Annotated in this window: 18 protein-coding genes; 10 read left to right on the forward strand and 8 right to left on the reverse strand. The window is 64.7% G+C overall.

The features are described from left to right. Positions 1-2 precede the first annotated feature (2 nt). The gene (locus GJ699_RS20980) at positions 3-1,226 is read left to right on the forward strand and encodes an ABC transporter permease (protein WP_229262204.1); all 1,224 of its coding nucleotides are present in this window, start codon (positions 3-5) and stop codon (positions 1,224-1,226) included. Here GJ699_RS20980 and GJ699_RS20985 read toward each other — a convergent pair whose 3' ends face one another. Next, positions 1,227-1,688, reverse strand: coding sequence for a hypothetical protein (locus tag GJ699_RS20985; protein WP_154379904.1), 462 nt, complete (start codon positions 1,686-1,688; stop codon positions 1,227-1,229). A gap of 112 nt (positions 1,689-1,800) precedes the next feature. Here GJ699_RS20985 and GJ699_RS20990 point away from each other — a divergent pair, with 112 nt between their 5' ends. Further along, a complete protein-coding gene (locus GJ699_RS20990; RefSeq protein ID WP_154379906.1) occupies positions 1,801-3,090 on the forward strand; it encodes a BNR repeat-containing protein in 1,290 nt (429 codons plus the stop codon). Positions 3,091-3,161: 71 nt separating this feature from the next. Continuing rightward, on the forward strand, positions 3,162-4,700 hold the full coding sequence (locus tag GJ699_RS20995) for a S10 family peptidase (protein ID WP_154379908.1): 1,539 nt from the start codon (positions 3,162-3,164) through the stop codon (positions 4,698-4,700). Here GJ699_RS20995 and dsbD read toward each other — a convergent pair whose 3' ends face one another. From dsbD to mrtJ, 6 genes are read right to left on the reverse strand one after another with little or no spacing between them, the layout of a single operon-like run. Next, entirely contained in the window at positions 4,701-6,512 is a 1,812-nt protein-coding gene (dsbD, locus tag GJ699_RS21000; RefSeq protein ID WP_371867619.1) for a protein-disulfide reductase DsbD, read from the reverse strand. It lies immediately after the preceding gene. Then, positions 6,512-7,405, reverse strand: coding sequence for an FAD:protein FMN transferase (locus GJ699_RS21005; protein WP_154379910.1), 894 nt, complete (start codon positions 7,403-7,405; stop codon positions 6,512-6,514). Before GJ699_RS21005 ends, dsbD begins: the two co-directional genes overlap by 1 nt. Next, complete coding sequence (locus tag GJ699_RS21010) at positions 7,399-8,529, reverse strand: DUF3570 domain-containing protein (RefSeq protein ID WP_154379912.1); 1,131 nt, start codon at positions 8,527-8,529, stop codon at positions 7,399-7,401. Before GJ699_RS21010 ends, GJ699_RS21005 begins: the two co-directional genes overlap by 7 nt. Positions 8,530-8,540: 11 nt before the next feature. Beyond that, the gene (locus tag GJ699_RS21015) at positions 8,541-8,762 is read right to left on the reverse strand and encodes a DUF4266 domain-containing protein (RefSeq protein WP_154379914.1); all 222 of its coding nucleotides are present in this window, start codon (positions 8,760-8,762) and stop codon (positions 8,541-8,543) included. Further along, positions 8,759-11,386 (reverse strand): choice-of-anchor D domain-containing protein, encoded by a 2,628-nt coding sequence (locus GJ699_RS21025; protein ID WP_308495529.1) that lies wholly within the window; start codon positions 11,384-11,386, stop codon positions 8,759-8,761. Before GJ699_RS21025 ends, GJ699_RS21015 begins: the two co-directional genes overlap by 4 nt. 14 nt (positions 11,387-11,400) lie before the next feature. Then, on the reverse strand, positions 11,401-11,739 hold the full coding sequence (gene mrtJ, locus GJ699_RS21030) for a JDVT-CTERM system glutamic-type intramembrane protease MrtJ (RefSeq protein WP_371867614.1): 339 nt from the start codon (positions 11,737-11,739) through the stop codon (positions 11,401-11,403). A gap of 150 nt (positions 11,740-11,889) precedes the next feature. On the opposite strand from mrtJ, the gene GJ699_RS21035 reads away from it, so the two are divergent. The 4 genes from GJ699_RS21035 to GJ699_RS21050 are packed head-to-tail and all read left to right on the forward strand — an operon-like array spanning position 11,890 to position 15,057. Next, positions 11,890-12,459 carry an RNA polymerase sigma factor gene (locus GJ699_RS21035; protein WP_154380114.1) on the forward strand — a complete coding sequence of 190 codons (570 nt, stop codon included), beginning with the start codon at positions 11,890-11,892 and terminating at the stop codon, positions 12,457-12,459. Next, positions 12,456-13,103 (forward strand): zf-HC2 domain-containing protein, encoded by a 648-nt coding sequence (locus tag GJ699_RS21040; RefSeq protein ID WP_154379916.1) that lies wholly within the window; start codon positions 12,456-12,458, stop codon positions 13,101-13,103. Before GJ699_RS21035 ends, GJ699_RS21040 begins: the two co-directional genes overlap by 4 nt. After that, positions 13,100-14,374 carry a S8 family peptidase gene (locus tag GJ699_RS21045; protein WP_154379918.1) on the forward strand — a complete coding sequence of 425 codons (1,275 nt, stop codon included), beginning with the start codon at positions 13,100-13,102 and terminating at the stop codon, positions 14,372-14,374. The genes GJ699_RS21040 and GJ699_RS21045 overlap by 4 nt, the downstream gene beginning before the upstream one ends. Further along, entirely contained in the window at positions 14,326-15,057 is a 732-nt protein-coding gene (locus GJ699_RS21050) for a TorF family putative porin (protein WP_195763611.1), read from the forward strand. Before GJ699_RS21045 ends, GJ699_RS21050 begins: the two co-directional genes overlap by 49 nt. A gap of 2 nt (positions 15,058-15,059) precedes the next feature. Here GJ699_RS21050 and GJ699_RS21055 read toward each other — a convergent pair whose 3' ends face one another. Further along, positions 15,060-15,545, reverse strand: coding sequence for a glycine zipper 2TM domain-containing protein (locus GJ699_RS21055; RefSeq protein ID WP_154379922.1), 486 nt, complete (start codon positions 15,543-15,545; stop codon positions 15,060-15,062). Between the two features lie 356 nt (positions 15,546-15,901). Here GJ699_RS21055 and GJ699_RS21060 point away from each other — a divergent pair, with 356 nt between their 5' ends. The 3 genes from GJ699_RS21060 (at position 15,902) to GJ699_RS21070 (ending at position 22,091) form a co-directional block, all read left to right on the forward strand. Then, positions 15,902-18,994, forward strand: a complete 3,093-nt coding sequence (locus tag GJ699_RS21060) for a TonB-dependent receptor (RefSeq protein ID WP_154379924.1) — start codon at positions 15,902-15,904, stop codon at positions 18,992-18,994. Positions 18,995-19,069: 75 nt separating this feature from the next. After that, positions 19,070-20,713 carry a GH35 family beta-galactosidase gene (locus GJ699_RS21065; RefSeq protein WP_154379926.1) on the forward strand — a complete coding sequence of 548 codons (1,644 nt, stop codon included), beginning with the start codon at positions 19,070-19,072 and terminating at the stop codon, positions 20,711-20,713. 25 nt (positions 20,714-20,738) lie between these two features. Continuing rightward, a complete protein-coding gene (locus tag GJ699_RS21070; RefSeq protein WP_154379928.1) occupies positions 20,739-22,091 on the forward strand; it encodes an enolase C-terminal domain-like protein in 1,353 nt (450 codons plus the stop codon). Positions 22,092-22,138 lie beyond the last annotated feature (47 nt).

The following is a 22,138-nucleotide window of genomic DNA, read 5'->3' on the forward strand; positions in this document are numbered from 1 at the left end:
ATATGAACTTTTTACAGATCGTGGTGGAAGCGTTCCGCTCGATGATGGCGAACCGCCTGCGCACGCTGCTGACCATGTTGGGCATCATCATCGGCATCACCTCGGTGGTGCTGCTGCTGGCGGTGGGCGACAGCATGAAGCGCTTCATCGCCAAGGAGCTGGAGCAGCTGGGCACCAATATGCTGTTCGTCTCCCCCGGCGGCGACCGCGCGCAGCAGCAGCGCTTGCGCAACGGCGCTCAGCCGGCGCTGACGCTGCGCGATGCCGATGCGCTGAATCAGTTACCGTCGCTGGCCGGCGCGGCGCCGGTACTGCAGGGCGGCTTCAATCTGGCGGTAGGTAACGAGAACGCCTCCAAGACGGTGCACGGCGTGACGCCTGCCATGTTCAAGATTCGCGGCTGGAAGGTGGACAAGGGCAGCGCCTTCAGCGACGCCGACGTGCGCGCCGCCGCGCGCATGGTGGTCATCGGCCGCAAGATCGCGGACCAGTTCTTTTACAAGCAAGACCCGCTGGGCAAATACATCCGCATCGAGAATGTGTCGTTCCAGGTGGTGGGTGTGCTGTACGGCGAGGGCAAGCAGGTGGATGGCGGCGATTTAAGCGAATACGTGGTGGTGCCGATCACCGCCGCTGCCGCCAATCTGGTCAAGATGCAGTTCCCCGGCAATGTGCATTACGTGGTGGCGCAGGGTAAATCCGGCGGCAATCTGCAGGATGCGATCCAGGACATCAACGAGACGCTGCGCGACCGCCACCACATCAAGCTCGATCAGCCGGACGACTTCCACATCGATAATCTGGCCTCGTTCGCGGAGACGGCGCAGAAGATCAGCGCCGGCCTGGCCGCGCTGCTTGGCTTGATCGGCGCGATTTCGCTAATCGTCGGCGGCATCGGCATCATGAACATCATGCTGGTGTCGGTGACCGAGCGCACGCGCGAAATCGGCATCCGCATGGCGATCGGCGCCAAGCCGCGCGATGTGCTGCTGCAGTTCCTGACCGAGGCGGTGGTGATCTGCCTGGTGGGCGGCATCTTCGGCATCATGATGGCCACCGGCGCGGCGGCCGGCATTACCGCCACCGGCAAGTTCGACGTGTTCATCACCTTGCAGGCGGTGGTGGTGGCATGCGGCTTTTCCAGCCTGGTGGGCGTGTTCTTCGGCTTTTATCCGGCGCGGCGCGCGTCCAAGCTGCTGCCGGTGGACTGCCTGCGCTACGAGTAATCAGTAATCGAACTTGTTGCTGCGGCCACCGGACGCCTTGTGGTAGATCGAGCGCTCTTCGCGCTCCTTGGCCAGCTCTTCGCGGCGCTCCCGGGTGGCGCGGCGGCGTTCTTCGATGCGGGCATTGTGCTCGTCGATGCGGTTCTGCATGGCCAAGCCCTGCTTGCTGTTTTCCAGCAGGCCCATTTTCTGCCGCATGGCGGCGGCCCATACCAGGAAGATCAGGATCAGCGATAGCACATAGGCGGTCTGCCAGATGCCGTAGTTCTGGCTGATGATGGGCAGCAGCGGTGCCGCGTGTTCCAGCCAGCCCTGGCCGAGCACGCCCAGTGCGGCCGCGATCGCGCCCAGGCCGAGCGTTTTGGCGATCATCCAGCGGCAGGCTTTGATCCGCTGTTCCCAGAAGGCATGCGGGTCGTCCAGTTGGTCGAGGTAGGGTGTGTGGTCGTGTGGGGTGGTCATAGCGGCAAGTTTTGGGGCGCTGGTCAGAATTATCTCATAGTTTTCCATAAGGAAATAATCTAGTATTGATCCGGGCTAGGCTTTTTGCATGTGCCGGGTTAGCATGGAGCGCATGATAAAACGTTTAATCATCGCAGCCCTGGCGGCTGCTTCCCTGCATGCCGTGGCCGCGCCGGTGATCTCGGTGGTGGGCGATGGTTGGGCCAATAATTCGGTCAACGCGGTGGTGTTCCGCAAAAATTCGCTGGTGACGCAGGGCGATACTCAGTACGTCGCTTACTACGATGCGCAGCGCTATCTGGTGCTGGGCAAGCGCACGCTGGGGAGTACGCAGTGGACGCTGCGGCGCACGCCGTGGCAGGGCAATGCGGCCGATGCGCATAACACCATCAGCATCATGGTGGACGGCGCCGGATATCTGCACGTGGCCTGGGACCACCATAACAATCCGCTGCACTATGCGCGCGGCGTGGCGCCGGGATCGCTGGAGCTGGGACCGCAGTTGCCGATGACCGGCCGCGATGAGCAGGAGCTGTCCTATCCGGAGTTCTACCGGCTGCCGAACGGGAACCTGCTGTTCTTCTACCGGCTGGGCGGCTCGGGACGCGGCGATCTGGTGATCAACCGCTACGACGCGGCCACGCAGCGCTGGACCCGGTTGCACACCAATCTGATTACCGGCGAGGGCAAGCGCAACGCTTACTGGCAGGCGTTTCTCGATGATCGCGGCACGCTGCATCTGTCCTGGGTGTGGCGCGAATCGCCGGACGTGGCCAGCAACCATGACATGGCTTATGCGCGCTCGCGCGACGGCGGCCTGACGTGGGAGCGTTCGGACGGCACGCCGTACGCGCTGCCGATCAGCGCCGCCAGCGCCGAATACGCGCTGCGCATTCCGCAGAACAGTGAGTTGATCAACCAGACTTCGATGGCGGCCGACAGCGAGGGCCGGCCTTACATCGCCAGCTATTGGCGCGATGCCGGTTCGACCGTGCCGCAGTATCACGTCATCTATCACACCGGTGCGGCTTGGCGGGTACGGTCGCTGGGGTTCCGTAAGACGGCGTTTTCGCTGAGCGGGCAGGGTACCAAGCGGATTCCGATCGCGCGGCCGCAGATCATGGTTGGCCAGGCCGGCGCGCTGCTGGTGTTCCGCGACGAGGAGCGTGGCAGCAAGGTGTCGCTGGCGCATACCGCCGACATCACCGACACGGCCCGCGCGTGGACGGTGGAGGATCTGACCTCGTATTCGGTGGGCGCCTGGGAGCCGAGCTACGACACCGAGTTGTGGCGCCGCGACGGTGTTCTCAGCCTGTTTGTGCAGAACGTGCAGCAGGTGGACGGCGAGGGCCAGGCCAGCGTGCCGCCGCAGCCGGTGACGGTGTTGGATTGGCGTCCATAGTCTTCAACCAGTTCATTGTCAGTTCTGGGGTGGCTGGTCTACTATTGGTTCTTTCAACCCCGAGAGAAGCCATGAAATTCAAGCTCGCCATACTGGTGCTGGCCGCGGTTACCGCCGCAACCACCGCATCCGCTCAAGACGCCGACAAGGCGCCAGCACTCAGCAAGGAACGTGCGGCAGAACTGCAAGCCAGCGAGCGCTTGCTGAAAGCCGATAGCCAGGTGACCAAGACTGGCCAGGTCACCATCAAGGGCAAAGTGGTGCCGTACAAAGTCACCGCTGGCACCCAGCCGGTGTGGGACAAGGATGGCAAGGTGACGGCGTCGCTGTTCTATACCTACTACCAGCGCACCGATGTCAGCGACAAGAGCAAGCGTCCGCTGGTGCTGTCGTTTAACGGCGGCCCTGGCTCGGCATCGGTGTGGATGCACATCGCCTACACCGGTCCCAAGGTGCTGAACCTGGACTCGGAAGGTTATCCGGTGCAGCCGTATGGCGTGAAGGACAATCCGCATTCGATTCTGGACGTGGCGGATATTATTTATATCGATCCGGTCAACACCGGCTTCTCGCGCGTGTTGGATGGTAAAACCGACCGCGCACGCTTCTTTGGCGTGAACGCGGACATTCAGTATCTGGCTGAATGGGTCAGCACCTTTGTGTCGCGCGAAGGCCGCTGGACTTCGCCCAAGTACCTGATCGGCGAAAGCTACGGCACCTCGCGCGTGGCCGGCCTGGCGCTGGAGCTGCAGAACGCGCAGTGGATGTATCTGAACGGCGTGGTGCTGGTGTCGCCGACGGAACTGGGCCTGAAGCGTGACGGTGCGGTCGACGACGCGCTGAAACTGCCGTACTACGCCGCCACCGCCTGGTATCAGAAAGTGCTGCCGGCCGATCTGCAGGCCAAGGATCTGAAGGACGTGCTGCCGGAAGTGGAAGCTTTCACCACCGACGAATTCCTGCCGGCGCTGGCCAAGGGCGGTTTCCTCGACGCGCAGAAGAAGGCGCAGATCGCCGCCAAGGTGGCGCGTTACTCCGGCCTGTCGGTTGACTATGTGCTGCAGAATAATCTGGCGGTGCAGCCTGGCCAGTTCTGGAAAGAGCTGCTGCGCAAGCAGGGCAAGACCGTGGGCCGTCTGGACTCGCGCTACCTCGGCATCGACAAGACCGATTCCGGCGACAAGGTGGATTACAACGCCGAGCTGACTTCGTGGCTGCATTCGTTCACGCCGGCCATCAACCAGTACCTGCGGGTGGATCTGGGCTTCAAGACCGACATCAAGTACAACCTGTTCGGCGACGTGCATCCGTGGGACTTCAAGAACGAGCACACCGGCGAGAATCTGCGCATGGCGATGGCGGCCAATCCGTACCTGAAGGTGTTCATCCAGTCCGGCTACTACGATGGCGCCTGCACCTATTTCGACGCCAAGTACACCATGTGGCAGCTGGATCCGAGCGGCAAGATGAAGGATCGTCTGCGCTTTGAGGGCTACCGTAGCGGCCACATGATGTATCTGCGATCGGAAGACCTGGCCACCGCCAACGACGACCTGCGCGAATTCATTCGCTCGGCGACGCCGGCGGCGAATGCGCCGGCCAAGTACTAATCAGCTGGCGGTGCGCTGCAGCTGGCGCACGAAGGAGTCCGCCGGCATGAAGCCGATCACGCGCGCCTGCGGCACTTCCTTGCCGCGGGCGTCGAACAGGATGATGCCGGGTGGGCCGAACAGCTGGAAGCGCTTCATCAGCGCGCGGTCGTCCGGGTTGTTGGCGGTGACGTCGACCTGGATCAGCAGCATGTCCTGCATGGCGGCGGCAACCCGGCTTTCGGAAAAGGTCATGCGTTCCATTTCCTTGCAGGCGACGCACCAGTCGGCGTAGAAGTCCAGCATCACCGGTTTGGTGGTGGCATTCAGCACCTGATCCAGTTCCGCCACGGTGCGGATGCGGGTGAAGCGCGGGCCGTCATGTGCGGCGGTCTGCGTGACGCTGGCCACGGCACTGCCGCGCAGGTGGGCCAGCGGTTGCAGCACATCCGAGCCGGCGCTGGCGGCGCCCACCAGTTCACAGATCCCCACCAGCAGCATCACCACGCCCAATGCCTTGGCCGAGTAGGCGCCGATACCGGCGCTTTGCGGCAGCGCGTCGCTGGTGCGCAGGAAGGCGGCGCACAGGATGGCGAACGCGCCCCACAGCGCCATGCTGGCGGTGACCGGCAGCACCGGGCTAATCATCCAGATCGCCACTGCGATCAGCAGCAGGCCGAAGACTTTTTTCACGCTGTTCATCCAGGCACCGGCGCGTGGCAGCAGGCTGCCCGCAGAGAGACCGGTCAGCAGCAGCGGCACGCTCATGCCGGCCGCCATGGAGAACAGCGCCCAGCCGCCGGTGACGGCGTTGCCGGTCTGGCTGATGTAGAGCAGGGCGCCGGCCAGCGGGCCTGCCACGCAGGGACCGACGATGAGCGCGGACAGCGCACCCATGATGAATACGCCGATGATTTTTCCGCCGCTCTGGCGGCCGCTCGATTCGCTCAAGCGGCTTTGCAGGGCGCCGGGCAGTTGCAGCTGGTAGACGTCGAACATCGACAGCGCGAGCGCGAACAACAGGGCGCCGAAGGTCAACAGTACCCATGGTTTTTGCAGCGCGCCGGCCAAGCCTTCGCCGGCCAGGCCCGCCGCCACGCCGAGCGCGGTGTAGACCAGTGCCATGCCCAGGCTGTAGGCGGCGGCCAGCAGCAGGCCGCGCTGGCGGGTTACGTTGCCCTCACCGACGATGATCGAGGACAGGATGGGCACCATCGGCAGCACGCAGGGGGTGAAGGACAGCAGCAGGCCGAATACCAGAAAGGCGCCGCCAATCCGCCACACGCTGCCGCTTTGCAGCGTGCGCTGGGCGAGCGAGGTGTCGTCTTCGGCGGCGACGCTGGACGGGGCGGGGGGCGCGGAGGGCGCGACCGGCGCGGTCGCAGTCGGCGCTGGCGCTGGCGTTGCCGCGCTCAGCACGCCCGGCGCGGCCGGATTGATAGTGTAGGTCAGCGCCACCGGCGGATAGCACAAGCCCGCATCCGCACATCCCTGATAGCCGACGGTCAGATCGAACGGCGCCGTGCCGCTGACCGGCACCTTCAGCGCCAACGAGGTGTAGTAAGTCTCCATCTCCTTGCCAAAGTTCTCATCGAACTTGCGCTGCCCCGCCGGCAGTTGTGGTTGCGTCACCCCCGGCCCGGTGAACGACAAACGCTCGCGATACAAGTGATACCCCGCCGGCATCGCCCACCGCAGACTCACCGTATGCGCATCCAGCAGCTCCGCCTTCAGCACGAACGCCTGCTCCGGCGGCAGAAAATCCTCCGCCAGCGCCGCCGGCAGCCACAGCGCCACCATCAACGCGCACAGCCATTTCAAAATGAACCTCATCATGTTCTCCGAAAAATACGACCCTCGTAATCGATGGCCAGATAACGCACATCCGCGCGCTCAAGAAAATCCAGACCATCCCGCTCCAGCAGCATCGCCGTGGTGGTGCAACTGCCGGCTGTAATCGCCAGCGGCGCCACCACACTCACCGAACGCCAGTAAGACACCGGCATACCGCTGCGCGGATTCAGTACATGGCAATAGCGTCGCCCATCAAGCTCGATAAACCGCTCGTAATCGCCGCTGGTGGCCAGCGCCCCGCGCTCCATCGGAATACCCGCCACCGTGGCCGACATATCGCGCGGGTCCTGAATGCCGATCTCCCACGCCGCGCCATCCGGACGCGGACCGATAAAGCGCATGTCGCCGCCCAGATTCACATAACCTTGCGTCACGCCCATTATCGTCAGCATCTCCGCCGCGCGGTCCACCGCATACTCCTTGCCGAAGCCGCCGAAATCCAGCTCCATGCCCTGCTGGGGAAGGAACACCGATTCATCGTCAAATTCCACCCGGTGCCAGCCGACCAGCGGTAGCAGACCGGCCAGCACCTCCGGTCGCGGCAGCACCGCCAGTCGGAAATCCCATGCCTTGCGCAGCACGCCGGAGGTGATGTCGAAACGCTGTTCGCTGCTGGCATGCAGCGTGTCGGCATAAGCCAGCAGCGCGGCGGTCTCCTGATCGCACCTCACGCGCCGCAAGCCGGCGGCGGCATTGATGCGCGCCACCACGCTGTCGTTGCGGTAGCGCGAATATTTATGCTCGATGCGCCGCACTTCCTCAATGGCGCGCATGGCCAGATGACGCGCCACCGCCGCATCGGCCGCCGCCAGGCGTACCTCGCAGCGGCTGCCCATGGCGGAAAACGAAACGGTGTAAATCTGCTCTACCATAGCCGCGTGAAGCCGACCTGCAGGCTGGTGGCGCGCATCGGCTGCAGGCCCGGACTGCCGGTGCCAAACACCCGCCACGATCCGCGTTGCTCGTAGCGTTCCAGCTTCAGATCCACGCTCCAGTCCTGGTCGATCTGCTTGGCCACCTTGAGGCCCACCGTGACCGCGCCAAACCCGGACAGACGCTGATCGGCCGAAGTGAAGGCCGAACCGCCGAACACATAACCGGGCGGGAACGGCGCGCCCAGCTTGGCGTCGTAGACCGGATCGAAATAGAAGTCGGCGGCCCGCTGCGAATACAGGCGCAGCGCCGGCGTCAATGTCCAGCCGTTGACCAGCGACTGTACCCATTCGCCCGACAGCGTATGCGCGCTGATGCCGAAGCTGTCGCGGTAGTAGCGATAGCTCAGGCGACTGGTGGCGTCGGCATCGACGAAGCGGTGATTCCACTGCGCCAGCAGCGTATCCTGATCGCGCTGGCGTGGCCGGTTGTCGACCAGTTTGTACGGATCGGAGTAGTAACCGTGGCCGCTGCTGTGGGTGTAGGTCAGCTGGCCGATGTCGATCGGCGTGAACACGCGCGTCACACCGGCCAGCACGCTGACCGTTTGCCGGCCTTCGTTAACCACCGCGTGATTGACCGGATTGATGGTGTCGTCCGAACCGCCGAGGCCCAGCGCCCAGGTGGTATTCTTGTCGTCGCTGTCGAAGGTGGCTTGCAGCGACAACGCGCGCGAACGGTAATCGTGCTCGGTGGAGAAGGCCGTGCCAACGCTGACCGTGCCGTGTGGCAGATAGCGCGTCACGGTGACATCGCCCGCCTTGCGCAAGTCGTCCATGCGCGAGGCGCCGGATACCGCCGTGTGAAAGCGTGGCGAAGCACCGGAGACATCGTCCATGGTGGCGCTGGCGGCGATGGTCCACTCGCCCGCCACCGGCGCCATCACCGACACTGACGGCGCATGCACTTGCACGCGATCCAGGTCCGGCTGGTCCTCCTTGTAGTACAGGTATTTGACGCTGATGGCGCCGCGCTCTGGCGGCGCCTCGGCGTGGGCCAGGCCAGGCAGCAGCATGGCCGCCGCCAGCAATGCCTGTCCCACCGGCTGTTTGGTGTTATCCATAGGGCTCCTTGTCAGTTGCAGCCGCAGCCGCCGCCGCCAACCGCGCTGCCGCCGGAGGCGGCTTCCTTGCTGGCGTAGATGTGTTCATTGAAGCGGGTGCCGAGCGCGTCGCCCTGCAGCAGCATGTCCTGGCGCGCCAGCTGGCCTTTTTCCCACGGCTGCACCTGCGGCAGCGCGCAGCCGGACAGGCCGACCGCCGCGCAGCACAGTGCGATCACGTAGCGGGCCTTCATTTCACCGCTCCCAGCGCGGCCTTGATGCGGCTTTCCAGCGCTTCGCGGTCGGCGGCGCGGAAGCCGCTGTGCTCATACAGCACCTTGCCGTCCGGGCCGATCAGCACACTGCTCGGCATGCCCTTGACGCCGTAGGTGCGTGGCGCGGTGCCATTCGGATCGAAGGCGATGACGAAGCGCGCCGGCGTGGCGGCCAGGAAGCTGCGCGCATCGTCCGATTTGGCATCGACGTTGACGCCAACGATCTGCAAGCCCTGATTGCCGTAGCGTGCCTGCATCTCGTTCATCCACGGGAAGGACTGGCGGCACGGGCCGCACCACGAGGCCCAGAAATCGATGTACACCAGCTTGCCCTTGTACTGATCCAACCGGACCGCGCCATCCGGGCCGTTCAGCGTGAAGGCGGGTGCCGGCTGGCCGGTTTCCAGCGCGGATGCGGGCGACGGCATGGTGAACACGGCGCATGCGGCCACCGCGGCCAGCGTGCCCGCCGCAGCGGCGGCGCGGGCCTGGCGGCGCCGCCACAGCAGCACGGCGGCGGCCAGCACGACCAGGATGGCCAGCATTGGATCGTTCCCATCCTGTACCGACGAGCAGCCGCCACCGCCACGGTTGTGGTGCGAGTTGTCGGTGGCGGCAGCGGCGCTGCCTTGGCCGCTGAGGGCGACGGTCCAGCTGGTGCCGCTGGCTTGCAGCGTCAGGTTGCCGCTGGCGCTGCCGGTGCCGGTGGGCGTGAAGCGCACCGGCAGCTCGCACGAGGCGCCGGCGGCCAGCGTCAGTGGGAAGGCGCCGCAGGCGTTGGCATCGCTGGCGATGGCGTACGGGCCGCTGAAGGTGGCGCTGTCGATGGTCAGTGCGGCGCTGCCGGTGTTGGTCAGCGTGAAGCGCTTCAGTGGTCCGGTTGCGCCGACAGTGGCGCTGCCGAAGTCGAACGATTGCGGATTGGCGCTCAGGCCAGGCGTGGTGGTGGGCACGGCCAGACCGTTGCCGCTCTGGTGCACGCTGAACTGGACGCCGCCATCGGTCATCAAGACCAGATCGGCGCTGCGGGCACCGGCGGTGGAGGGCTGGAAGGTGGTGTCGATGGTGCAGCTGGCGCCAGGACTGACGGTGCCGCCAACGGCGCAGCTGCCGGCCAGCGCAAAGTCGGCGGGGTTGCTGCCACCGAGGACCAGAGAAGTGATCTTCAGCGCGGCATTGCCGCTGTTACTCAGCGTGGCGTGGTGCACGGCGGCTTGCTGGCCCACCTGCGTATCCGCGAACACCACCGCAGCGGTATCCGACAACACCGGCCGCGCGGCGGCGGCCGTGGTGCCGGAGCCGGTGATGCCGACCGACAGGTCAGGCGCATTCGATCGCACCAGCAGCGTGGCGCTGATGTCACCCGCCGCAGTCGGCGCGAATGACAGCGGCACATTGCAGCTCGCCCCCACCGCCAGGGTGCCACTGCAACCACCGCTGCCGATACTGACGCTGGCGGCGCCGCTGACGGTGATGCCGCTAAAGGTCACCGCCACGTTGCCACGGTTGGTCACGGCCACGTTCTGCGTGGTGGCGCCGGCGCCGATGGTCTGGCTGCCGAAAGCCACGGCGCCAGGATTGGCGGACAGCGAAGGCGCCGCCGCGCTGGCACTGCCGGACAGGCTGACCGCGAGCGCGCCATTGCTGGCATTGGAGGCCAGATTCAGGCTGGCGGCAAAGGCGCCAGCCGTTGTTGGCGTCGCACTCAGGGTGACAGTGCAACTGCCGCCAGCCGCCACTTGCGCCGAGGTCGTGCAGGTGCCGCCCAGCGTGAAGATGCCGGCATTGGCGCCGGACAGCGCGATGCTGCTGAAGCTCAGCGCGGCCTGGCCAGCATTGTTGATGGTGATGGTCTGTACCGGCGAAGCGCTGCCAGTCACCAGCGCGCCGAAGTTCAGCGTGGTGGCCGACAACGCGATGGTGGCGGTTGGCGTGCTGTTGCCAGTGCCGCTGAGGGCCACGCTGCTGCTGCCACCGGTGGCGTTATGGCTGATGTTCAGCGCCGCGCCGCGCGCGCCGGCCACGGTCGGACGGAACACCAGTTGCACCGAACAGTTGGCGCCCGCTGCCACCGAGCCGCCGGCGCTGCAACTGCCGCCGGTGATGGCGAAGTCGCCGGCATTGGCGCCGCCCACGCTCAGCGCGCTGATGTTCAGCGCGGCGTTGCCACTATTGGTCAGCGTGGTGCTGAGGGCTGCGCTGCTCTGGCCCACGGTGGTGCCGGCGAAGGACAGCGTGGCCGGCGCCAGCGAGGCTGCCGGCGCCGCCGTCACATTCGGATTGCCGATGAAGGCCGCCAGGTCATCCAGTTCAGCGGCGCTGAATTTGCCGTTGTACAGGGAACCCATGCCGCCGCGATTGGCGGCGAAGGCGCTGCTGATCACGCTGGCGTTGTTGGCCGCCGCCAGAATGCCATTGACGTTGTTGGCCGGCGTGGCACCGTGGCAGGAGGCGCAGGCGGTGCCGCCGGAGGTCGGCCCATTCAGGTACAGGCTCTTGCCGTTCAGGGCGTCGGCCGCCTGCGCGCCGGACGCCAGCGTGAGCATGGTCCACAGACCGGCGGCTGATAGCGCGCGGCGGTGGGACGGTGGGATAGGTTTCATCGGTTCTCCAGTCACTAAGATCCACAAAGGGTGATTGCAAAGGCGTTGCACAGGCCATGCAGCAGCGCGCACAAACGCCAGTCACGCCAGCGCTGATAGGCAGCGCCGAACAGTAAGCCGGGCCAAAACACCAGCACCGCCGCCGTCAGGCCCGAGCCCAGATGCAGGGCGCTGAAGGCGGCAGCGCTGAGCAACAGCGCAGGAAGGGGCGAAGTGCGCCGCAGAAGCCAGGTGTGCAAGCCGGCACGGACGATCCATTCTTCGAGCAGCGGCGCCAGGAGGAGGAGGCGGAGCAAAGCGCCATGGTCCGGCGCCAACAGGGCCGGGCCGCAGAAGACGGAAGAGGCAAGCACGTTCGCTGAGCATTCTGTTAATGTTGTAGCGGTCAATAGCAGCCCGCCCGAAGATGGTTCAAAATTGGCGGGGAAAATATTTTTGCGCGGGGTTTGAACCTTTTTCCGCTGGCTGCGTATTCACGGCACCAGAGGAGAAAATGCATGCGGATGGGCGGAAGGATGGGCGTGTCGGACGAGGTGGACGAGAATGTGCTGCTGCAGCGGATCTGCGGCGGGGACCGGCTCGCCTTTCAAGTGCTGTACCGCGCTTACTTTTCGCGGCTGGCGCGCTTCCTCGACCGCATGACGCGCAGCGTGCCGCTGGTGGAAGAAATCATCAACGACACCATGATGGTGGTGTGGCAGAAGGCATCCACCTACGACGGCAGCTGCAAGCCGTCGACCTGGATTTTCGCCATCGCTTACCGTCAGGGCTTGAAGGCGCTGCGCGGCCGCGACGAGCCGCTGGAGCCGCAGGAAGAACTGCCCGGCGAGGCCGGCACCGAGCCCGATCACGCGCTGGCGGCGCGCCAGTTGCAGCGCGGCGTCGGCCGCGCGCTGGATGCGCTGCCGCTGGAACAGCGCATGGTGGTCAGCCTGACGTATTACCATGGCATGGCGTATCAGGAAATCGCCGAGACCATGGGCTGTCCGGTCAACACGGTGAAAACGCGCATGTTCCACGCCAAGCAAAAGCTGAAGGACATGCTGTCCGATCATATGGAAGAGATGCAATGAGTACCCACATGAGCATGAGCGAGACCGAACATCTGGCGCTGCAGGATCTGCTGCCCTGGTATGCCTCCGGCTCGCTGGACGCGGCGGAGGCGCAACGCGTGCAAGAGCATTTGCATAGCTGCGCCGACTGCCGCCAGGATCTGGCCTGGCAGCGCAAGCTGCTGCAGACGGAAGGTCCGCTGCCCGCCGGCCTGGACCCGGAACGCGCGCTGGCGCGGCTGATGCCGCAGTTGCCGCCGCAGTTACCGCAGCAGCAGGCTGCCACGCCGGCCGGCCTGATCGCGCGAGTGCGCGCATGGCTGGAAGGTTGGCGCTGGCAGGGCTGGGCCATCGCCGCGCAGTTTGCCGCGATCCTGGTGCTGGCCACGCAGTTGGTGCCGCATGGTGAAGCGCCGTCCTATCAGGCGCTGGGCCACGGCCCCGCCTCCACGCCGGACGTGCTGGTGGTGTTCAAGGCCGAGGCGCGGCTGCAGGACGTGCAGCATCTGCTGCAGGAACACGGCGCACAGATCACCGGCGGCCCCACCGTCACCGGTGCTTACATGCTGGAAGTGGAATCTGGCCGCCAGGCGGAATTGCTGTCGGCGTTGCGCGACTCGCCGCTGGTGGCGCAGGCCGAGGCGCTGACTGCGGGCCAGCCATGAAACGCCTGCTGGCATTGACGTTGTGCTTGTGCGCCGGTCTCGCTGCGGCGCAGGAGGGACTGGACCTGCCGCGCATCGTCCCGCAAGCGGAACTGCCGGTGGCGCAGAAAGCACCGGAGCATGCCGAGATTCTGGTGATGTTCCATTTGCCGGCGCCGCACTTCCGCGCCGACAGCTACGGCAGCGCCGATTACCGCGAAGATGCCGGCAAGGCCGCGCGCAAGCGCATCGCCACAGCGGTGGCGCACGATTATCAGCTGGAGTTGATGGAAGACTGGGCGATGCCGGTGCTGAACGTTGACTGTTACCGCATGCGCCTACGCACCGGCCAGTCCGCCGAGCCGGTGCTGGAAGCGCTGTCGCGCGACCGCCGCATCGAATGGGCACAGGTGATCCAGGACTTCGTGGCGCAGGCCGGCAGCGATCCCTTGTACCGCATGCAGCCGGCCGCCGGCGCCTGGCAGCTGGACGAAGTGCGCAAGGCCGCCACCGGACGCAAGGTCACGGTGGCGGTGGTGGACAGCGGCGTCGAAAGCCATCACCCCGACCTGGAAGGGCAGGTGGCGCTGGAAGAGAATTTTGTCGATGGCCAGAAGTATGTGCCGGAACTGCACGGCACCGCGGTGGCGGGCGTGATCGCGGCGCGGGCCGGCAATGGTGTCGGCATCGAAGGCGTGGCGCCGGACGCGCGGCTGCTGGCGTTGCGCGCCTGCTGGCAGGCCGGCAGCGCAACCCGCTGCAACAGCTTCACGCTGGCCAAGGCCATGAACTTTGCGCTGTCGAATGGCGCGCAGGTGATTAACCTCAGCTTGTCCGGACCGCAGGACAGGCTGTTACAGCAGTTGGTGGAAGCGGCGCAGCAGCGCGGCATCCGGGTGGTGGGCGCGGTCGATCCGGCGCGGGCCGATGGCGGTTTCCCCGCCAGCCTGCCCGGCGTGTTCGCGGTGGCGTCGGACGGCGCGAACACGCGCAACGGCACGCGCACCTTGCTGGCGCCGGGCCGCGATATTCCGACCACCATGCCGGGCGGACGCTGGGGACTGGTCACCGGATCGTCGTATGCGGCGGCGCACGTCTCCGGCATGCTGGCGCTGCTGGAGGAGCTGAAGCCGCAAATGCCGGCAGCCCGGCTGCGCGAGGGCATCGTGCTGAATGAAGGCAGCGCACCTTTGACGGGGATAGATCTCTGTGCCACCATCATCCGCATTACAGGAAAATGTTCATGCGCGTGCCAACCCAGTTCCGTCAGTCGATACGCCCGCTCGCCCTGAGCGTGCTGGCCTCGTTGCTGGCGCTGGATGCACCCGATGCGCAGGCGCAGTTGAGCGGTAGCGCGGGCCTGCTTTCCAACTATCTGTATCGCGGCGTCACGCTCAGTGACGACAAGCCGGCGGCGCGCCTGGCCCTGAACTACGACGGCGCCGAAGGCTGGTTCGCGGGCGGACAGGTGGTGACGGGACAGCTTGCGGTGGAGACGCACCGCAGCGCGCAATGGACCGGTTATGCGGGCTATGCGCAGCGGCTGCCGTCCGGCCTGGCCTGGGAGACCGGGGTGACAAGCTACACCTTCTCGCACACGCCAGGCTGGAACTACCGCGAAGTGTTCGTCGGCCTGGCCGGTGAAACGCTCAGCGCGCGCCTGCATTATTCGCCGGATTACATGGGGATGGGCGAGCGCTCGCTGTATGCTGAAGTGAATGGCGGCTGGAAGCTGGCGCCGCGCCTGCAGGCGTTCTGGCACGCTGGCAGCTACCACTCTTTCGACAACGCGCAATCCAGCCGCCACGAGGCGCGTCTTGGGCTGGCCACCGGCTACCAGGGCTGGCAGGCGCAAGTCTCGCTGGACCTGACGCGTGCGCGCGCTGCAAGCAGCACCGATCTCTACGGCGTCAGCACGGGCGGCGGCGGCACGTGGCGCCATCAAGTGGTGCTTGCCGTCGCGCGCGCGTTCTGACTTTATTGCGTGGGCTGATTGCGTTTGGCGATTTCGTTACCTACGTAGCCGCCGCCCACCGCACCGGCGATGGTGGCCAGCGCCTTGCCGTTGCCATGACCGACCTGATTGCCGATCAAGCCACCCACCACCGCGCCGATGCCGATGCCGACCGGGCTGTTTTGTGCCACCGGCGCAGGTGCCGGCGTCGCTGTCTGCGCAACCTGCTGCGGTGCTGGCGCATAGGTGTGATGCACCACCGTTTTATGCTCCACCACCCGGCGTGGCTCTGGCGCTGGTGCCGCTGCTGGTGCCGGTGCCGCTGCTGGTGCCGCCGCCACGGTTGGCGCATTGGCCGCCACTGTTGCCTGCGCATCGTTCTGCGGCGTGGCGTGCGAGCTAGGCAGCAGGCCAGCGATGGATGCTGCACCGACCAGGCTGATCAGCGTGACCGAAGCGGCGGCAACAGCCATCATGGGATGAATGCGGGTGCGGGTGGTGTTTTCCATGTTGATTTCTCCTCAGTATCGCCATCAGTGGCGCTTGGTCGTAAAACGGCGCAGTCCTGCGCCACGCTGACGCAGAAAATGTATCCGCAGTAAGCAGATGTAACCCGCTCCGGCCGTCAACGTATCAATCCCGCCACACCCAAATGTTGGCTCTACATTTCATGCTTTCCCTCTGTGCGCGGCGGTTGAGTGATTTCTTTTTGATATCAAATGGTAGCGCATAACATTTCTGGCATTATTTTTGTTGACAACAACTTTCCAAGGCTCGTAGACTTAAATGATCGCGCAACCATTTGAAGAAACTGGTGTTCGATTTATAAAAATAACCACGGTGAATTACCGAAGGAGACTGTCAAATGTTAGTGAAGCACAAGAAAGCCCGGCAAACGCGCCGGCAGATGGCGCTCGGCCTGACTGTTATGGCTGGATTGATTGCGCAATCATATGCCCAGGATACCGTTCCAGCAGCCACTCCCGCCGTTCCAGCCGCCCCGGCCGCCGCCCAAGACGAGCCGATGACGGTGGTGCAGGTTAGCGGCTACCGCAACTCGCTGCTGTCCTCCGCCAAGGACAAGAAGGAAGCGGTCGGCTTCCAGGACTCGATCAACTCCGAAGACTTCGGTAAATTCCCGGACAAGAACATCGCTGAATCGCTGGCCCGCATTCCGGGCGTGGGCGTGTCGCGCGACGTCACCGGCGAAGGCTCGACCATCCAGATTCGCGGTCTGGGCTCCAGCTTCACCAAGATCCTGCTGAACGGCGCGCCGATCGCGGTGGCGTCCTCCGGCCCGGTCGACGGCGCCAACACCAACCGCGAGGTCGACCTCGACCTGCTGCCGACCGACCTGTTCACCAAACTCACCGTCAGCAAGAGCCCGACCGCCGACCAGATCGAAGGCGGCGCCGCCGGCGTGGTCAACATGCGCAGCGCCCGTCCGTTCGACAAGGAAGGCCGCTACATCACCGGCGGTTTCACCGGCACCAAGCAGCAGATCGCCGACAAGGCCGGCGGCCGTGGCTTCATATTGGCCAGCCAGACCTTTGGCAACTGGGGCATCCTGGGCGGCATCACGCTGTCGCGCCAGCAGGTGCACACCACCGGCTGGGAGTCGGTAGGCTGGACCAACGCCAACCTGTCGGCCGCGCAGAACACCAGCAGCACCCGTAACAACACCGGCGGCGGCAACTACACCGTGCCATCGACCGTGCCGGTGGGCGCCGGCGCCGGCCTGACCGCAGGCACCGTCATCGACCAGGCATGGCTGCTGGCGAATAACCCTGGCCTGACGATTCAGCAGATCGACAACGCCATCTTGCCGCGCCTGGGCCGCAGCATGGACTACTTTGGCACCAAAGACAAAGGCGCCGCCATCCTGAGCGCCGAGTATCGCCCGTCGGAGAATCTGCACTTCTACATCGACACCATGTACAGCAAGCGCGATGACAAGATGACGCGCATGGACTACGACTGGTCGGTCCGTAACGGTGGCATGATCCCGATGAACATGACGGTCGATAAGAGCGACTGCAGCAACGGCTGTACCGTCACCAGCGGCACTTTCGCCAACACCAGCTTCTTCTTCGAGCATGGCTACCGTCATGACCAGGTCAGCCTGCTGGGCCTCAACCCAGGCATGGAGTGGAAGATCACGCCGACCCTGAAACTGGACGCGCAGATCAACTACACCCGCAGTAACTTCAGCCACGAAGCGCCGACCGTGTACCTGACCACCGCCGCCAACAGCGGTGTGACGGCCACCTACGCCAACAACGGCGGCATCCCGACCATCACCTCCAACGTGGACCTGAACAACCCGGCCAACTACGTGTGGTCCGGCGGCCGCGTCAACGTGCAGAACGAGTTCCGCAAAACTGAGACCAAGGGCTTCCACAGCGATCTGACCTGGGGCGACGACAAGTTCAGCATCAAGGGCGGTGTGGCGTATGACGACATCACCCGCCGCATCCGCGCCACCGACAATTCGGCGGCGTGGCAGGCTGCGGTCTGCGGCAACAACCCGAATGTGTTCCTGTCCGGCCCTAACGGCGCGCCAACCTGCGACGGTGCATCGACCCCTGGCACCAGTGCGGCGTCGCTGTATCCGGGCTATGGCACCGGCTACACCACCGGCGCCACCACGCCGCTGGTGAATGGCGGTTCGCTGATTCCGCAATCGGCGCTGGCCAGCTACATCATCCAGGGACCGTACGGCAAACCGATCGTTGATTGGGCGCGCTTCTCGAAGGATTCGAACTACCAGCAGTACTTCAACAGCGCGCCGGACAGCGGTTCGTCGTCGACCGGCGCCAGCTCGGGCTACATCGGTGAGAAAACCACCGGCCTGTATGCTGAAGCCAACGGCAAATACGACCTGGCCGGCTTCCCGATGCGCTACAACGCCGGCGTGCGTTATGTGCGCACCAAGCAGTCGGTTGGTTCGCTCAACTCGATTTCGGACCCGCGCAACGCCAGCCTGACGCTCAACGGCAGCAAGTATCCGAACATCGACCAGTGGGTGTATCAGGACACCACCTACAACAACACGCTGCCATCGGCCACCGCCGCCATCAACCTGCGCAGCGACGTGATCGCCCGCGCCGCGATTTCGCGCAGCATGACGCGCGCCGATCCGAACGCGCTGCGTCCTGGCGTGAACTTCTCGTCGGTGTCGGCGGACGTCGGCTCGGTGGGCAACCCGGCGCTGAAGCCCTACCTGTCGGATAACATCGACATTGGCCTGGACTGGTACACCGGCCGCGAAGGTTATGTCAGCATCACCGGCTTCCAGAAGAAGGTGGATGGCTTCACCATCAGCGAAAACATCACCGCGCCATTCAGCTCGCTGGCTGCCTACGGCATCAACTACGGCACGCTGACCCCGAACCAGCAGGCGGCGATCAACTCGCGTGGCGGTCCGGATGTGGCCACCGTGGTACTGACCCGTTCCCGCAACGCCGCCGGCGAACTGCGTATCCGTGGTCTGGAACTGGGTTGGGTACAACCGCTGGACAAGATCCTGCCGATCCGCGGCTTCGGCATCAACGAAACCGCGACCTTCATCACGCAGCGTGGCAGCGGCGAGGGCGCGGCGGGCTTCGTGGCCCTGGGTGTGCCTAACCGTACCAACAACTTCTCGGTCTACTACGAGAACCACGGCTACATGGCGCGTCTGTCGCACACCTTCTCGAAGGGCAGCCAGGTGGCGGGCACCAACCAGAACGGCATCACCAACGCCGCGCTGTACTCGGACAACTACAAGCAGCTGGACTTCTCGTCGAGCGTGGATCTGGGTGAGGTGTTCGACAAGGATAACTGGCCTAGCCTCAGCTTCGACATCGTCAATCTGAATAACGACTCGCGCCGGACCTACTACCAGTTCAGTAACGCGACGTATTCGATTTATTCGCCGGGCCGCAGCTACGCGCTGGGTCTGCGCTTCAAGTTCTAATCGTCTGGCCCCCCGTATCTCCCAGCGGGGCCTTTTAGCCCGCCCCTTCGGGGGCGGTTTTTTTTAAGGGATAACATGGACGCATCGACACGCCACCTGCGTCTGGCACTTTGCGCGGCGGCCTTTGCCTTGCTGGATTGGGGTAACGCCTACGCGGCGTCGCCACCGCATCTGCGCAAGCAGGGCAGCGCTACCCAGTTGATGGTGGATGACCAGCCTTTCCTGCTGCTGGGCGGCGAGCTGCATAACTCATCGGCGTCCAGCCTGGCGTATCTGGACCAGCTGTGGCCAACGCTGAAAGCGGCGGAAGTGAATACCGTGCTGGCGCCGGTGGAGTGGGACCAGATCGAAGCGGTGGAAGGCCGCTTTGATTTCACGCTGCTGGACGGCGTGCTGAAACAGGCGCGCGCACACAATACGCGACTGGTGCTGCTGTGGTTTGGCGCGTGGAAGAATTCGATGTCGACTTACGCCCCGGCGTGGGTCAAGAAAGATACGCAGCGTTTTCCGCGTGCCCGCACGCGCGCCGGTGTGGCGCAGGAGATACTGACGCCGTTCAGCGCCAATACGCTGGCCGCCGATAGCGCCGCTTTCCGCGCGCTGCTGGCACATCTGAAGCAGGTAGACAACCAGCACACGGTGTTGATGGTGCAGGTCGAAAATGAAATCGGCATGCTGCCGGAAGTACGCGACTACAGCGTGGCCGCCAACGCGGCGTGGCAGGCGCAGGTGCCGGCCGAGCTGACCGCGTATCTGGCCGCGCACAAGGACACCTTGCAGCCGGCGCTGAAAACCGCGTGGCTGGAGCGTGGCGCGCGCGCCAGTGGCAGCTGGGCCGACGTGTTTGGCGACACCATCGAGGCCGAAGAGATTTTCCAGGCGTGGCACTACGCGCGCTTTGTCGAAGCGCTGACGGCGGCCGGCAAGTCGGCCTACGCGCTGCCGATGTACGTCAATGTGGCGCTGAACCGACCGGGCAAGCGGCCGGGCGAATATCCCAGCGCTGGACCGCTGCCGCATTTGTTCGATATCTGGAAACCGGGCGCGCCGTCGATCGACGTGCTGGCGATCGATACCTACTTCCCCAACTTTATCCATTGGGCCAGGCAGTTCAAGCGGCCGGACAATCCGCTGTTCATCCCGGAAGCCAACCACGCCGAACGTCCCGACGCCGGTGCCGATGCCTTCTACGCGATCGGCGAGCATGATGCCTTCGGATTTTCGCCGTTCGCCATCGACGACATCAAGAACGGCGAGTCCTCGCTGCCGCAAGCCTACCGTGTGCTGAAGCAGATCAGCCCCATCATCAACCAGCACCAGGGCAGTGGTAAGCTGCATGGCTTCAAGGCGCCGCTGTCGTATGAGGGGGAAGTGGACGTGGCGCCGCAGAGCGTGCGCATGGGCGGCTACACGCTCAGCGTCAGCTTCAACGCGCCGTGGGAAAAGCTGGCACCATCCGAAGTGCAGAATCGCGGCGGGCTGGTGATACAGACCGGCGACGATGAATTCCTGGTCGCGGGCAAGGGACTGACCATCGTCTTCGGCAGCGAAGACGGTGCCCAGGTCGGCATTGAAAAAGCGGTAGAAGGCAGTTACCAGAACGGCCGCTGGGTAGAGGGCCGTTGGATGAACGGCGATGAAACGCATCAGGGCCGTCACATCGGCCTGCCGGGCGATGGCTACACCATACAGCGCGTGAAGCTGTATCGCTATCGCTGATACGAATTTTTTTGGAGTACAAGTCATGAGCAATTCGAGCCCCGTAGTAACCGCCATGCAGGTGATCCCGGTGGCGGGATACGACAGCATGCTGTTGAACCTGTGCGGCGCCCACGCGCCGTTCTTCACCCGTAACCTGGTGCTGCTGACCGATAGCGCCGGTAACACCGGCATCGGCGAGGTGCCGGGTGGCGCCGGCATACTGAGTGCGCTGGAACGTTCGGTGTCGCTGGTGGTGGGCACGCAGATCGGCCGCTATAACCGCACCCTGAACAGCATCCGCGCCTTCATCGGCGGCCAGCATCAGGTGACGTCCGATGCCGAGGCGGCGGTGCTGAAGCAGCCGCACGAAATCAATCTGCGGCTGGATAACGTGATCACCGCCGTGGAGGCGGCGCTGCTGGATTTGCTGGGACAGCACCTGGGCGTGCCAGTGTGCGAGCTGCTGGGCTCCGGCCAGCAGCGCGACAGCGTGCCGATGCTGGCCTACCTGTTCTACATCGGCGACCGTGGCCGCACCGATCTGCCTTATTTGAGCGGCGATGGCGCGTCCGGCTGGTATGCGCGCCGCAATCAGGAAGCGATGACGCCGGCGCAGATTGTGGAGCTGGCCGAGGCCACGGTGGACAAATACGGCTTCCGCGACTTCAAACTGAAAGGCGGCGTGATGAACGGCGCCGATGAAATGGAAGCCGTCACCGCCATCAAGAAGCGCTATCCGGATTCACGCGTGACGCTGGACCCGAACGGCGCCTGGTCGCTGCGCGAAGCGATCGACCTGTGTCGCGGCCAGGGCCACATCCTGGCCTATGCCGAAGATCCTTGCGGTCCGGAGGATGGCTATTCAGGCCGTGAGATCATGGCCGAATTCCGCCGTGCCACCGGCATCCCGACCGCCACCAATATGGTCGCCACCGACTGGCGCCAGATGGCGCATTCGCATCTGCTGGGCGCGGTCGATATTCCGCTGGCCGATCCGCACTTCTGGACCATGCAGGGTTCGGTGCGGCTGGCGCAGTTGTGCGAGCAGTGGGGCATGACCTGGGGCTCGCACTCCAACAATCACTTCGACGTGTCGCTGGCGATGTTCACACACGCCGCCGCCGCCGCGCCGGGCAAGATCACCGCCATCGATACCCACTGGATCTGGCAGGAAGGCCAGGAGCGCCTGACCAAGGAACCGCTGCAAATCGTCGGCGGCGAAGTGGCGGTGCCGCAGAAGCCTGGCCTGGGCATCGAGCCGGACATGGAGCGCATCGCGGCGGCGCATGCGCTGTACAAGAAAGTCGCCACCACCGCGCGTGACGACGCGATGGCGATGCGCTATCTGGTGCCCGGCTGGACCTACTCGCCCAAGCGTCCCAGCCTGGGTTCATAAGCGCTGTGGGAAGGTTTGCGCCAGCCTGTGAAGGGCATGGCGCACAT

It is taken from the genome of Duganella guangzhouensis (assembly GCF_009674535.1).
GTDB classification, from domain to species: Bacteria; Pseudomonadota; Gammaproteobacteria; order Burkholderiales; family Burkholderiaceae_D; genus Rugamonas; species Rugamonas guangzhouensis.

Bases quoted from the DNA above. Each gene is read 5' to 3' on its own strand.
- GJ699_RS20980 (WP_229262204.1), top strand. From the start codon at position 3: ATGAACTTTTTACAGATCGTGGTGGAAGCGTTCCGCTCGATGATGGCG.
- GJ699_RS20985 (WP_154379904.1), bottom strand. From the start codon at position 1,688: ATGACCACCCCACACGACCACACACCCTACCTCGACCAACTGGACGAC.
- GJ699_RS20990 (WP_154379906.1), top strand. From the start codon at position 1,801: ATGATAAAACGTTTAATCATCGCAGCCCTGGCGGCTGCTTCCCTGCAT.
- GJ699_RS20995 (WP_154379908.1), top strand. From the start codon at position 3,162: ATGAAATTCAAGCTCGCCATACTGGTGCTGGCCGCGGTTACCGCCGCA.
- dsbD (WP_371867619.1), bottom strand. From the start codon at position 6,512: ATGAGGTTCATTTTGAAATGGCTGTGCGCGTTGATGGTGGCGCTGTGG.
- GJ699_RS21005 (WP_154379910.1), bottom strand. From the start codon at position 7,405: ATGGTAGAGCAGATTTACACCGTTTCGTTTTCCGCCATGGGCAGCCGC.
- GJ699_RS21010 (WP_154379912.1), bottom strand. From the start codon at position 8,529: ATGGATAACACCAAACAGCCGGTGGGACAGGCATTGCTGGCGGCGGCC.
- GJ699_RS21015 (WP_154379914.1), bottom strand. From the start codon at position 8,762: ATGAAGGCCCGCTACGTGATCGCACTGTGCTGCGCGGCGGTCGGCCTG.
- GJ699_RS21025 (WP_308495529.1), bottom strand. From the start codon at position 11,386: ATGAAACCTATCCCACCGTCCCACCGCCGCGCGCTATCAGCCGCCGGT.
- GJ699_RS21035 (WP_154380114.1), top strand. From the start codon at position 11,890: ATGGGCGGAAGGATGGGCGTGTCGGACGAGGTGGACGAGAATGTGCTG.
- GJ699_RS21040 (WP_154379916.1), top strand. From the start codon at position 12,456: ATGAGTACCCACATGAGCATGAGCGAGACCGAACATCTGGCGCTGCAG.
- GJ699_RS21045 (WP_154379918.1), top strand. From the start codon at position 13,100: ATGAAACGCCTGCTGGCATTGACGTTGTGCTTGTGCGCCGGTCTCGCT.
- GJ699_RS21050 (WP_195763611.1), top strand. From the start codon at position 14,326: ATGCGCGTGCCAACCCAGTTCCGTCAGTCGATACGCCCGCTCGCCCTG.
- GJ699_RS21055 (WP_154379922.1), bottom strand. From the start codon at position 15,545: ATGGAAAACACCACCCGCACCCGCATTCATCCCATGATGGCTGTTGCC.
- GJ699_RS21060 (WP_154379924.1), top strand. From the start codon at position 15,902: ATGTTAGTGAAGCACAAGAAAGCCCGGCAAACGCGCCGGCAGATGGCG.
- GJ699_RS21065 (WP_154379926.1), top strand. From the start codon at position 19,070: ATGGACGCATCGACACGCCACCTGCGTCTGGCACTTTGCGCGGCGGCC.
- GJ699_RS21070 (WP_154379928.1), top strand. From the start codon at position 20,739: ATGAGCAATTCGAGCCCCGTAGTAACCGCCATGCAGGTGATCCCGGTG.